The sequence below is a fragment of the Exiguobacterium sp. genome (genome assembly GCF_020832205.1).
In the GTDB taxonomy this organism is placed as follows: Bacteria; Bacillota; Bacilli; order Exiguobacteriales; family Exiguobacteriaceae; genus Exiguobacterium.
Genome location: NZ_JAFIFD010000041.1, coordinates 1 through 12,794, shown reverse-complemented (window position 1 = coordinate 12,794; position 12,794 = coordinate 1). Strand labels below are relative to the sequence as shown.

Sequence of the window (12,794 nt, the reverse complement as noted above, 5' to 3'; positions counted from 1 at the left end):
GGTTCTCCTTCCTGGCCTCTCTGGACCACCTTAAAGGTTTTGGTGTTACTGCTGTTTGATAAATACTTCGTCTGTCGCATCGACTTCACTGAGCCTGACGACAACTTGTTCGGATTTCGAGGTCGGAACATTTTTTCCGACAAAGTCTGGGCGGATCGGTAACTCCCGGTGCCCGCGGTCAATCAAGACGGCAAGCTGAATGTAATCCGGTCGTCCGTGGTCGACGAGTGCGTCCATTGCGGCACGCACCGTCCGTCCCGTGTACAACACGTCGTCGATCAACACGACCGTCTTGCCGTTAATGTCATGCGGGAGTTCGGTCGCTTTCACTTCCGGATCGAGTGACTTTTTAGACAAGTCGTCCCGATACAGCGTGATGTCCAAGTTCCCGAGCGCGATCGGCTTCCCTTCGATTTCTTCGATGCGGCGGGCGAGCCGGTCGGCGAGCGTCTCACCGCGCGTCTTAATGCCGACGAGGACGACGTTGTCCGTCCCTTTGTTGCGCTCGATGATCTCGTGGGCGATTCGTGTCAACGCTCGCCGGATGGCGGCCTCGTCTAGTATGGTAGAGTGTTTCAAACGTATTCCTCCTCTCTGAACGTATATATAAAAAAAGAAGACTTCCTCATCCGGCTGGAAAGGAAGTCTTCATATGTGAGGGCAGACTCCTGCCTCAAATAATCGACGTGTCATGGCCGCGGCCATGTTCCCTTTCACAGCCTCTCTGGACTGGGTTTAAAGGTGTTATGCTTTCTAGACTATAAATCGGAATAGGTTGATTGTCAACGCGTTTTCTCGATTTTGTCCAATTTCGCGAGTTCCGCCTCGAAGTCAGCCGGGAGCGGCGCAACGAATTCGAGCCATTCATCCGTGCGTGGATGATGGAAGCCGAGCGTCGCCGCATGGAGCGCTTGACCGTTCAACTCGATCGTTCGGCGCGGTCCGTATTTCGGGTCTCCGGCGAGCGGATGGCCGATGTAGCGCATATGGACACGAATTTGGTGCGTACGGCCGGTCTCGAGCTTGCACTCGACGAGTGTGAAGTCTTTGTAACGTTCGAGCAAACGGAAGTGGGTCACCGCTTCTTTCGCGTTTCGATCCGTCACTGTCATGCGTTGACGGTCGTTCGTATCGCGACCGATCGGCGCTTCGATCGTCCCGAGTTCATGGAAGACCTCACCGTGGACGAGCGCAGTATACTCGCGTTTGATCGTGCGGTCTTTCAGCTGGCGCGCGAGCGACTCATGGGCCAAATCGTTTTTAGCGACCATGAGCAGGCCTGTCGTGTCTTTGTCGATGCGGTGGACGATGCCCGGACGCTTGACGCCGTTAATCCCTGACAAGTCATCACAGTGGAAAAGCAATGCGTTGACGAGCGTCCCAGACGTATGTCCGGCCGCCGGATGAACGACCATGCCGCGTGCTTTGTTGACGACGATGACATCCTCGTCCTCATAAACGATGTCGAGCGGAATGTCCTCTGGCAACACTTCGAGCTCGACCGCTTCCGGGACCATCACGACGACTTCGTCCCCGACTTGCAGTTTATAGTTTGGTTTCACGGTTTCACCGTTGACAAGAAGGTTTCCTGCCTTGATCCAGTCTTGGATTTGCGAACGGGACCAGTCGCTCCGCTCACTCATCCATTTATCGATACGTGCCTTTTCTTCGGCGACAAATGTGAATGTTTCCATTACGATCGTCCCCTTTCTTTGTTTAATTTTTCTTCAAATAAGACGCCGATGATCATAAAGATGACCCCGAACGTGAGCGCCATGTCGGCGACGTTGAATATCGGGAAATTGTAGCCGAACGGATACGTGTCGACGAAATCGACGACTTCGCCGCGAAACAGCCGGTCGATGAAGTTCCCGATCGCACCGGCGAGCAACAAACCGACGCTATAACCGAGCAGGCTGAATCCATTCACTTCTTTATGCAAGAAGTAAATCAATCCGACGACGACGATGGCCGTGACGATGAAAAAGAACACCATCTGTCCTTCGAGCATGCCCCAAGCCGCTCCTTTGTTCCGGTACGACGTCAAATACAACCACCCCGGGATGAGTTCGATCGATTGTCCGATCGTCATCGTCTGGACGACGATCCACTTCGTCACTTGGTCGAGCAAGATGAGAAACAAGGCCAATCCGTAATAACGTTTCATCAAATTCTCCTTTCACGTCATAAGAAACCGGAGTGGGGGTTCGCCACTCCGGTCCGGCTTACGCGATGACTTCTGTACAGCGTGGGCAAAGGTCAGGATGCTCAGCGTCTTGCCCGAGCTCCGTCGAATACGTCCAACAGCGGGCACAAGCGGCTCCGTCTGCTTTGGCGACAGTGATCTGTGCCGTGGCGTAGTCCACGTCGGCTGTCTCGACATAGTCGAGTTGCGACACTTGAAGCAATTGACGGACGTTGTCGATCGTCTCGAGCAACTGTTTCGTCTCCGCTTTCGGCGCGATGAACAATTTCGCCTCGAGTGGCTTCCCGATCAACTTCTCGCCGCGGGCGATCTCGATCGCTTTCAACACGTCGTTACGGAACGTGAGGAACTTCGACCATTTCGCGAGCAACGTTGTCTCTTCCTCTGTAAGCGAAGCGACTTCTTCAATGTCCGACAAGAAGACGCTGTCGGCCGATTTGGCCGGCACTTCTTGCCACACTTCGTCCGCTGTGTGCGGAAGGATCGGCGCAATCAATTTCGTGAGCGTGACGACCGTGTCATACATGACCGTCTGAACGGCACGACGACGCGCATCATCTTCACGCTCGATATAGAGGATGTCTTTCGTGAAGTCGAGGTAGAACGACGACAATTCGTTGACACAGAAATTGTGGATCAAGTGATAGACGGCCATGAAGTCGAACGTGTCGTACGCTTTGACGACTTTCGTCTGCAATTGCTTCAACTTCGTCGCCATGAAGCGATCGGCTTCCGGCATGTCGTCGAAAGCGACGCGCATCGACGGGTCGAACCCGTTCAAGTTTCCGAGCAAGAAACGGAGCGTGTTGCGGATCTTCCGGTACACTTCCGATACTTGCTTGAAGTTGTCATGAGATGCACGAACGTCTGACTGATAGTCGACCGATGACACCCACAGACGGATAATTTCAGCTCCGTACTGTTTAACGAGATCGTTCGGCGCAATCGTGTTGCCAAGCGACTTCGACATTTTCCGTCCGTCGCCGTCGAGAACGAACCCGTGGCTTAAGACCGTGCGGTACGGTGCTTTCCCTGTCGTCGCGACCGCTGTCGAGAGCGACGAGTTGAACCAACCGCGATATTGGTCTGAGCCTTCTAAATACAGGTCGGCCGGACGGCGAAGGTTGGCCCGCTCTTCAAGCACGCCTGCGTGCGATGATCCTGAATCGAACCAAACGTCCATGATGTCGAGCTCTTTGCGGAACTCGCCGTTCGGGCTGTTCGGATGCGTGAACCCTGCTGGGAGCAGGTCTTTCGCTTCGCGCTCGTACCAGACGTTCGAGCCATGCTCACGGAACAAGTTGGCGATGTGGTCGATCGTCTCGTTCGTGATGATTTCGGTCCCGTCTTCAGCGTAGAAGATTGGGATCGGTACACCCCAAGCCCGTTGACGGCTGATAACCCAGTCCCCACGGTCACGGACCATGTTGTACAAACGTGTCATGCCCCATTCCGGAACCCATTTCACTTCTTCGATTTCGCGGAGCAAGTCGCTGCGGAAATCTTTGATCGATGCGAACCATTGCGGCGTCGCCCGGAAGATGACCGGTTTTTTCGTGCGCCAGTCATGCGGGTATGAGTGCTTGATGAATTTCAAGTTAAGGAGATAACCGTTCTCTTCAAGCTTCATCCCGATTTGCTTGTTCGCGTCTTCATAGAAGAGACCTTCAAATCCAGGCGCTTCGTCCGTCATGTACCCACGGTCATCGACCGGGCATAAGACGTCGAGTCCATAAGCTTGACCGACGCGGTAATCGTCTTCCCCGTGACCCGGTGCCGTATGAACGAGACCTGTCGCGTCCGCCGTGACGTGGTCGCCGATCATGACGAGTGACGTCCGGTCGTAGAGCGGATGTTTCGCCGTCATATGTTCGAACTCGCGGCCGTTCCACGACCCGCTCACTGTGACGTCCGTCCACCCGAGCGCTGTCGTCACTTCTTCGACGAGGCTGTCGGCGACGATGTACCCTTTTCCGTCATGCTCGATACGCGTGTACGTCAGTTCATCGCTGACGGCGATTCCGAGGTTGGCTGGAATCGTCCAAGGCGTCGTCGTCCAGATGACGAAGTGGTCAGTCGACTCGAGCACGCCTTTCCCGTCGGCGACTTGGAACGCCACGTAAATTGCCGGCGACTTCTTGTCATAGTACTCGATTTCCGCTTCAGCGAGTGCCGATTCAGAAGACGGTGACCAGTAGACCGGTTTCTTCCCTTTATAGATGTAACCTTTTTCAGCCATCGTCCCGAACAAACGGATTTGAGCCGCTTCGTATTCCGGGAGCAACGTGATGTATGGATTCTCAAAATCAGCTAAAAGACCGAGGCGTTTGAACTGTTCGCGCTGCGAGTTCACTTGTTCCATCGCATACGCCGCACATTTCTCACGGAACTCGGCAACCGTCATTTCTTTACGGTTGACGCCGGCTTTTTGAAGCGCGTTCTCGATCGGGAGACCGTGCGTGTCCCAGCCCGGGATCATCGGCGACTGATAGCCGTTCAATGATTTGAAACGGACGATGATATCTTTTAATACTTTATTGAGCGCGTGGCCCATATGGATATCGCCGTTCGCATACGGCGGTCCGTCATGCAAAATATACTGGGGTTTCCCGGCATTCTTTTCTTGGACGCGCGTATATAGGTCCATTTGCTCCCATGCTTCTTGCATTTGAGGTTCGCGTTTCGGCAAGTTTCCGCGCATGGCGAAATCTGTTTCAGGCATCAATAGTGTGTCTTTGTAGTTCATTGAAACTCCTCCTTCAGTTTTTTGACAACAAAAAAACCCGCCCCTAAATAGGGACGAGTTCGTCGACTCGCGGTACCACCCTACTAATCTCAAACAACGTTTGAGACCGCTCTTGGAGACCGATAACGAGGTCAGGCGGTCGTGCTTACTCCGTTCAGCACGACACTCCTAGGGGATACCGAATAAAGTCTTTCTCTTAGGCTTGCACCTTCCCTAAGTCGCTTCGTAGGTATGACTTTATCGACGTGTCCTAATCGACGTATTGTGTATTATCCGTGATGTTTGTTTGGTATGACTTCGTCGTCATTATACGTAAGTTCGGTCGTATCGTCAAGAACCGTTTGGACCGGTGGTTCGCCGACGATCGTGTCCCATTCCGTGCTGTTCAAAAGCTCCATCTGCGCATCGACGAGCACACGGAAACGTGTCCGATACAGTTCGACCTTTTTCAGCATTTGGACGACTTCTCGCTCAGCAAGCTGCTCTTTGCGGGCCGCTTCTTCTTCACGGGCGAGCGCTTCACGCTCCGCCTGTTTCAAGATGAGGCTCGCTTCTTTGGCAGCGTTCGTCTTCACTTCTTCGGCCGCCTCTTGTGCGACGATGATCGATTTGTTTAACGTATCTTCCATCGAGGAGAAGTAGTCAATGCGAGCTTGCATATCGTTGACGAGTTCTTCATACCTTCTGTTTTCACGAATCAATAGTTCGAACTCTTTGATGATTTGATCTAGAAATTCATTGACCTCATCGATATCGTACCCGCGAAAACGAGTCGAGAACTCTTTGTTATGAATATCAATCGGTGTCAACGCCATTCGACTTTCCTCCTAAATTCAACGTATGATGCCATACTGGATTTTTATTTTCTCCCGTTTCGTCGAGCCGAGAACCGCCATTAGCTTCACCCGGCCATAACCGCGAATCGAAACTAAATCGTCCGGTTCGAGGATAAAACTCGCATCGTCAATCGGCTTATGATTCACTTTGCACTCGCCTTGTTTGACGAGCGCTTGCGCTTTTTGACGCGAGAGGCCGAGCACTTCACTCACGACCGTATCAAACCGGAGGGACGAGACGATTCCGAACTCGTCGCTCCACTTCGTCTCCGGGACGACGAGTTTGGCTTCCGGCGCCACGTCCGAGACCCGAATCCGTGCCTTCCCGACACGATCGACGTTCATCTCGATAAAACCGGCCGCGTCACGCGTCGTCGCGAATTGGGCGACACCGTCATGTAACACCACGTCCCCAAACTTTTGCCGTTTTAAGCCGGCATTGAGGAGCGTGCCCGTCACTTGACGATGAGTCAAGTCGACAAATTTAGTCGGATAGTCGATTTGACGGATCGCGATTTCAAAATCATCCGAATCAAGTTCATAGTAATCAGGCGCGAGAATGAGTCGTTTCCGCTCCGCACCTTCAAAGCCACCGTCTTCATGGATCGTCAATCGGTTCCCGACGATTTGTTTGACGATTTGTTGCTCACGCGGGTCTAAAAAATCTGTCAGTTTGAACAAGTAGTTGTCCTCGACTTGCTGCACCCAATCGAGCACTTGCTCGATGAAGGCACGCTCGCTCGGTCGGTAGTGATCGAAGACGCTCATTTACAGACCGAAAATTGCTCGCACTCCCGCTTGTGCCATTCGAAGTACGAATAAGGCGACGATTGGGGAGATATCGAGCATCCCGCCGATTGGAGGGATGATCCGACGAAACGGATTTAAAAACGGCTCACAAAGATACGACAAAATTTGTCCAAACTTCGACTCGCGCGCGTTCGGGAACCATGACAGTAAAATGTAGGCGATCAAGACCCAACTATAATAGCCGAGAAGCGTGACAATCGTATTTCCTAAAGCTTCTACTACGTTATTCATTCACTTACCATCCTTTACTATTGAGTTCGTCCTCCGAAATCAAATTCGAGATCGACCCCGTCAATTCGATATTGTTCGGAGTACATAGAATCGTGTTATGTCCAATCGACGTCATCGTTCCTTCGAGTGCATAGACGACACCCGATAAGAAGTTCACGACTTGGCGAGATTGTTCTTTCGACATACGTTGAAGGTTGACGATGACCGCACGATTTTCTTTTAGCTGATCGCTAATGTCTTGTGCCTCAGCGAACACCCGCGGTTCGGCGAGCACGACTTTCGAGCGCTCTTTTTTCTTCGAGTTAAAAGCGACAAGGTTGTTCGCCGTTTTCGGACGTTCCTCCGATTTGACGATTTGCTCTGTCACCGGTTGTTGCTTCGTTTCAGCGACAACATACTCTTCGCCTTCATACGCATTCGGTTCTTCTTCGAGACCGAAGAAATCTTTCATCTTGTTTTTGATCGACATAACGGATTCCTCCTTAAGATATATTATTGCACAAGTATGGTTCCAATACGAACAAACGATGCGCCTTCTTCGAGGGCGATTTCATAGTCATTTGACATGCCCATTGATAACTCCGTGCACGGGGCGTGCTCGAACGACTTGGCAACCATATCGTCACGCAACGTCCGAAGCTCACGGAACGTGTCACGGATGACCGTCTCCTCTTCTGTGAAAGGCGCCATCGTCATGAGACCGATGATCCGGATGTGCGGATACTGTTTACAGTTCTCGATGAACGGAAGGACTTCCTCTTTTTCAAGCCCATGTTTTGAGGCTTCCCCCGAAACGTTCACTTGAACGAAGCAGTCGATGACCCGATCAGCTCGCTTGTTGATTTCTTCAGCGAGTGAGAGCCGATCGAGCGAATGGATCGCTGCGACGTGCTCGATGACTTGACGTACTTTTCGCGTTTGGAGACTCCCGATGAAATGAATCCGGGCATCTTCGGGCAACGCTTCGACTTTATCGAGCAGCCCTTCCGGACGGTTCTCGCCGAAGTCACGGACACCTTCCTCGTAGAGCGCGTTCGCGACGTCCGGACCGACCGATTTCGTGACGGCAATCAGCGTCACATTCTGTCCGGCTTGATGTTCGGCGATCGTCCGTCTTACTTGTTTCACATTATTAGCTATACTCACGATTTCTTCTCCTTGACAAGGACGGCAGCAAATCGACGTGAGGCATCACCGTTACGGTACGAGAAATACGTCCGATCCGTGACGGTCGATACGTTCGATTGTGTGACGTCTATATTTCGTTCCATGGCGAGCGTCTCGTTCACGTGTTGAAGCGACAGTTCGGCGTGGCCGTCCTCCCGTTCGTTGACGACGGCGCCCGCATACGCTGTCTCTGACACTTGTTTCACCGCATCGAGGACGCGGCGGTCGACTTCGTAATGTTCAGACGTGATGGCCGGACCGACGAACATGTCGATGTCTTGTTCCGGGACACCGAGTTCAGCAAACGCATCCGCCATCGCGCCGACGATATTGCCGACCGTCCCTTTCCACCCTGCGTGGGCCACGCCGACGACTCCGTGGGCTTTCGCACAGAAAAACAAGGGCACGCAGTCGGCGAAGACGAGGGCGAGCGGGACGTTCTCGGCTGTCGTGACGAGACCGTCCGTCGCTTGAATCGCTTCGGCGTAGTCGAACGCACCTTTTCCGCGGTCTGACCCATCGACGAAGGCGACTCGCTTTCCGTGGACTTGGTCCGCCCATACCGAGTCGGCCAAGTTCAAACCGGCCTCGGTGAAAAAGCGGTTTCGATTATCGACGACGGCCGCCTGATCGTCTCCGACGTGCAACCCGACGTTCCCTTCGTTGTGCCAGTCGGTCCGGGTCGTCACGTAAGCCGAATATCGTTCCGTTTCCGTTTCCCATGTATGAATCAGTCGCATGACGTTCTCCTTTTTTACAAAAAAGGAGTGCCGAGAACCGGCACCCCCTATTTTTTAGTTACGGCGTTGTCTTACGAACGCTGGGATGTTGATCGTCTCGTCTGGGACGTCCCCGCCATAGACCGGTCTATGGAAGTTCCCTTCATCTTGTGGAGCAGATTCGGTTGCTTTCGGTTGAGCCTCTTTCTTCACTTCGGCCTCAGGTTGTTTCTTCGGCTGTTGGAGGAACGGGTTCGCCCCTTGCACATCTTCTGCAAATTCAGTTGCGATGACGGTCACGATGATCTCATCGTTCAAGTTTTCGTTGATGACCGAACCGAAAATCAAGTTCACTTCTTCATCCGCGGCACTTTGAACGATTTGAGCAGCTTCCGTGACTTCATATAGGCTGAGGCTGAGCCCGCCCGTAATGTTCATCAAGACACCTTTGGCGCCTTCGATTGAAGACTCGAGAAGTGGTGATGAAATCGCCTTTTTCGCTGCTTCGACGGCGCGGTTTTCGCCTGTGGCGACACCGACACCCATGAGCGCCGATCCTTTTTCCGTCATGATCGTCTTCACGTCCGCGAAGTCGAGGTTGATCAATCCAGGGATGGCGATCAAATCCGTGATCCCTTGGACACCTTGACGCAAGACGTTGTCCGCTTCACGGAACGCTTCGATCATCGGCGTGTTGCGCTCGACGATTTCAAGCAACTTGTCGTTCGGGATGACGATGAGCGTGTCAACTTTTTCTTTGAACGCTTGAATGCCGTGTTGTGCGTGTTGCATCCGTTTCCGTCCTTCGAACATGAACGGTTTCGTGACGACACCGACCGTGAGCGCTCCGATTTCTTTAGAAATCTCAGCGATGACCGGGGCAGCTCCTGTACCCGTTCCGCCTCCCATACCGGCTGTGACGAACACCATATCAGCGCCGTCGAGCGCTTCAATCAACTGTTCGCGGCTCTCTTCAGCTGCTTTTTTCCCGATGTCCGGGTTTGCGCCGGCTCCGAGTCCGCGCGTCAATTTCGCGCCAAGTTGAAGCTTCACGTCTGCTTTCGACATGTTGAGCGCTTGAGCGTCCGTGTTGACCGCGATGAACTCGACACCTTGTACTCCGTGTTCAATCATGCGGTTGACAGCGTTTGAACCGCCGCCACCGACTCCAATTACTTTAATTTTTGCTACGGCGTCAATCGCCTCATCAAAGTACATCATTCAGGTATCCCCCTACGTAATTTCCGATTGTTAATAGCATCAGCTTACACGCCAAATAGTTTTTCCATTAATCGCCCGAATCCATTTTTCGATTCGCGGTCTGTCGCTTCCGGCTCCCCATCAGAATCGTGGTGACGATTCGTGTGATCTGGTGTCGGAACGACCTCACGCTCCTCCGGTTTCTCCAAGTTTTGCTTCGAGACATGATGGTCGCTCATAAGCACATACTTGAGGACGCCGACGGCAGTCGCGTATTTCGGGTGTCTGACACCAATCGAGGACGGTTGATAAAGTCTCGTCTTCTGACCCATGACTCGCGTCGCAAGTTCTTGGATGCCAGGCAAGGCAGCGGCTCCGCCACAGAGGAGATAACCTCCGCTGAGCGTCGGGACGCCTACCTTTTGCACTCTATTCAACACCAATGTAAACATTTCCTCTATTCTCGCCTCTAAAACATAACTAATTTCTGCTTGCGGCTCGTAAGCGACTTCCCCGTTAATGTTCGTGAACGAGAAGCCTTCGGTCGTATCGGCCATTTCTTCTAAGGCGAGTCCGTATTCTTCCTTCGCGACTTTCGCATCTTGGTATTTACAATTGAGCTTGTACACCAAGTCACGTGTCATATGGTCGCCACCGACCGGGAGGATGTACGAGTAGACGAGGTCGCCGCGATAGAACACGGACACGGTCGTCTTCTCGTGACCGATATCAATCAAGCCGATGCCAAGATCGATCTCATCGACAGATGCCGCGCTCATGCCGAGCGCCAAGTTACCGAGCACGAAGCCGTCGAGCTTCAGTCCCGCGCGTTCAATCGAACGGCGGATGCTATGTAAGATCGTCTTCGAGCCCGTCACCATCTTCCCGTGCATCTCTAACCGATAACCGAGCATGCCGCGTGGATCGACGACACCTGTCTGCTGGTCGACCGTGAACGAAGACGGGATGACATCGATGACGCTCATCTCATCCGGGAGACGCATCACTTGCGCCGAGTTGATGACTTCGATCACATCAGCGTCCGTGATCTCTTGGTCTTCGCGTTTGACCGATGCGATTCCGTGACATGGGGCGATTTGGATATGTTCCCCTTCAATGGCAACGTATACCGACCGAATTTGATCACCGAGTGCCGCTTCGGCATGTTCGACGGCTTGTTTGATGGCTTGAACCGTCTTATCAATGTCGACGACGGCGCCACGTTTTACTCCTGCAGACGGGGCGCACCCCTCCGCCAAAATGTTAAGCGTTCCCCCGAGTAGTTCACCCACGACGAGCTTAATTTCTGACGTTCCTATATCTAATGCGGCAACATAACCATTCGCTTCCAACAGGGAAACACCTCCGCGCTAAAATTTCTGTTTCATCATTCCGTTACAATATTACAGATATCCAAAAATATTGTTAGGTCCGGCAAGATATCTCACGTCTAAGTTTACAACAAATAAGATAGTGAGAAAAGGTAGAATCCTACAAATTAAGCGGTTTTGGGGTGTCAATTCGATTACAAACGACAAAAAAACAGCCCTATCGTGTATTAGGGCTGTAAAAAATCAGATTATTCTTTCGGTTTTTCATACGGAACGAAATAATAGCCGCCATCCATGACGACGGTTCCCCGCTGTCCTTTCGGGATGTTTTCGAAGATTTCACCGTATTTTGAGACGGTTTGGCTAAGTTTGAACGTCGGTGTGACGAGCGTGTTGCCATCGTTCATAAAGATCTCATAACGCGTCGGCTCACCGTCTTGTTTGGAGAAGACGATTTCCGACATGCGGGCCCGCATCGCATCGTCGACTTGTTCAAGTTCGCCCGCCACTTTCTCAAGGTCGGCGACATCCGTGAATTGACGCAACAACGGTCCGTCCTTCAATTTCTCCGGATCATCGATTTGACCGGTCGGATGGAGCGAGCCGTCGGCGAGAACGACGACTTCTTCCTCGTCCGTCCGTGAATAGGCAATCATCTTCTCTTCCTCGAGATCGATCGAGACGATGTTATACCAGCTCCGATCGACGTCGACGTCTTTCACACCGGGAAGCGCCTTGATCGTCGCTTCTAATCGTTTCGGAGAGACCTCGACGATTTTCGAGTTCGTGTCGAGTTCGACCTCGTCTAATACGTACGCCTCGGACAACCAGTCGAGGCCGGACACGTTCACCGCCTTCACGTCAGACACCGACGTCTGCATATAGACGACGAGCGCAATGAGCAAGGCGAACAGGAGTAAGATGGCGGACAGGCGACGGTTCGCCTTCTTACGTCGCTGGTCTTTCATATACGGAATGCGGTCTTCTAAACTACGGACGGTGTTCTGGCGTGTCTCCATGTTCCCTCTCCTTTAACGGCTTACTTCTTCCACGAGTTCAGCGAGCGCTTCCGCCGCATCCGGGAATCCTAACCGTTTCGATGCCGCTGCCATTTGTTCCTGCTCGGCCAAGGCGTGACGAATCGCTTCGACGAGCGTGACGCCGGACAAGTCCGTCTCACGAATCAATGTCGCTGCCCCGCTCTCGACGAGCGCTGACGCATTTTTCGTCTGGTGGTCGGCCGTCACGTACGGGCTCGGGATCAAGATGCTCGGTAAGCCGAGTGCCGTGAGCTCAGAGATCGTCGACGCACCGGCCCGCGAGACGACGAGCGTCGCACAGGCGAGCAAGGCAGGCATATCGTAAACGTATGGTAAGATGTGGACGTTTTCTGCCGGCTTCGCTTCGGCGATGACCGCTTCATAATGCACGTTTCCGGTCACATAGAGGACGTTGACCGGTTGTTGACTCAGTTCAGGAATCGCTTCGAGTACGGCCCGGTTGATTGCCTCAGCTCCACGGCTCCCGCCATAGATGACGATCATCGGA

General features: G+C 52.9%; 14 protein-coding genes. All 14 read right to left on the bottom strand.

Going from position 1 to position 12,794, the window contains the following annotated elements:
- Positions 1 to 45: 45 nt before the first annotated feature.
- A complete protein-coding gene (pyrR, locus tag JJU47_RS10675; RefSeq protein ID WP_228619156.1) occupies positions 46 to 579 on the bottom strand; it encodes a bifunctional pyr operon transcriptional regulator/uracil phosphoribosyltransferase PyrR in 534 nt (177 codons plus the stop codon).
- Between the two features lie 203 nt (positions 580 to 782).
- The gene (locus JJU47_RS10670) at positions 783 to 1,694 is read right to left on the bottom strand and encodes an RluA family pseudouridine synthase (protein WP_228619152.1); all 912 of its coding nucleotides are present in this window, start codon (positions 1,692 to 1,694) and stop codon (positions 783 to 785) included.
- Positions 1,694 to 2,167: a signal peptidase II gene (lspA, locus tag JJU47_RS10665; protein ID WP_228619150.1), complete on the bottom strand. Its 474-nt coding sequence runs from the start codon at positions 2,165 to 2,167 to the stop codon at positions 1,694 to 1,696. Before lspA ends, JJU47_RS10670 begins: the two co-directional genes overlap by 1 nt.
- Before the next feature lie 58 nt (positions 2,168 to 2,225).
- Positions 2,226 to 4,952, bottom strand: coding sequence for an isoleucine--tRNA ligase (ileS, locus tag JJU47_RS10660; RefSeq protein ID WP_228619146.1), 2,727 nt, complete (start codon positions 4,950 to 4,952; stop codon positions 2,226 to 2,228).
- Positions 4,953 to 5,221: 269 nt separating this feature from the next.
- A complete protein-coding gene (locus JJU47_RS10655; RefSeq protein WP_214839461.1) occupies positions 5,222 to 5,767 on the bottom strand; it encodes a DivIVA domain-containing protein in 546 nt (181 codons plus the stop codon).
- Between the two features lie 18 nt (positions 5,768 to 5,785).
- Positions 5,786 to 6,556: a YlmH family RNA-binding protein gene (locus JJU47_RS10650; protein WP_228619143.1), complete on the bottom strand. Its 771-nt coding sequence runs from the start codon at positions 6,554 to 6,556 to the stop codon at positions 5,786 to 5,788.
- Positions 6,557 to 6,829 (bottom strand): YggT family protein, encoded by a 273-nt coding sequence (locus tag JJU47_RS10645; RefSeq protein ID WP_024370034.1) that lies wholly within the window; start codon positions 6,827 to 6,829, stop codon positions 6,557 to 6,559. It abuts the gene before it with no gap.
- Positions 6,830 to 6,833: 4 nt separating this feature from the next.
- Entirely contained in the window at positions 6,834 to 7,298 is a 465-nt protein-coding gene (locus JJU47_RS10640) for a cell division protein SepF (protein WP_024370033.1), read from the bottom strand.
- 23 nt (positions 7,299 to 7,321) lie between these two features.
- Positions 7,322 to 7,975 carry a YggS family pyridoxal phosphate-dependent enzyme gene (locus tag JJU47_RS10635; RefSeq protein WP_228619141.1) on the bottom strand — a complete coding sequence of 218 codons (654 nt, stop codon included), beginning with the start codon at positions 7,973 to 7,975 and terminating at the stop codon, positions 7,322 to 7,324.
- Positions 7,972 to 8,736 (bottom strand): peptidoglycan editing factor PgeF, encoded by a 765-nt coding sequence (gene pgeF, locus JJU47_RS10630; RefSeq protein ID WP_228619138.1) that lies wholly within the window; start codon positions 8,734 to 8,736, stop codon positions 7,972 to 7,974. Before pgeF ends, JJU47_RS10635 begins: the two co-directional genes overlap by 4 nt.
- Positions 8,737 to 8,790: 54 nt before the next feature.
- Positions 8,791 to 9,936 (bottom strand): cell division protein FtsZ, encoded by a 1,146-nt coding sequence (gene ftsZ / locus JJU47_RS10625; protein ID WP_228619136.1) that lies wholly within the window; start codon positions 9,934 to 9,936, stop codon positions 8,791 to 8,793.
- Between the two features lie 44 nt (positions 9,937 to 9,980).
- Positions 9,981 to 11,267 (bottom strand): cell division protein FtsA, encoded by a 1,287-nt coding sequence (gene ftsA / locus JJU47_RS10620; RefSeq protein ID WP_228619133.1) that lies wholly within the window; start codon positions 11,265 to 11,267, stop codon positions 9,981 to 9,983.
- 227 nt (positions 11,268 to 11,494) lie between these two features.
- Positions 11,495 to 12,265 carry a cell division protein FtsQ/DivIB gene (locus JJU47_RS10615; RefSeq protein ID WP_228619131.1) on the bottom strand — a complete coding sequence of 257 codons (771 nt, stop codon included), beginning with the start codon at positions 12,263 to 12,265 and terminating at the stop codon, positions 11,495 to 11,497.
- A gap of 12 nt (positions 12,266 to 12,277) precedes the next feature.
- On the bottom strand, positions 12,278 to 12,794 hold a 517-nt coding region (locus JJU47_RS10610; protein WP_228619129.1), incomplete at its 5' end, for a UDP-N-acetylglucosamine--N-acetylmuramyl-(pentapeptide) pyrophosphoryl-undecaprenol N-acetylglucosamine transferase.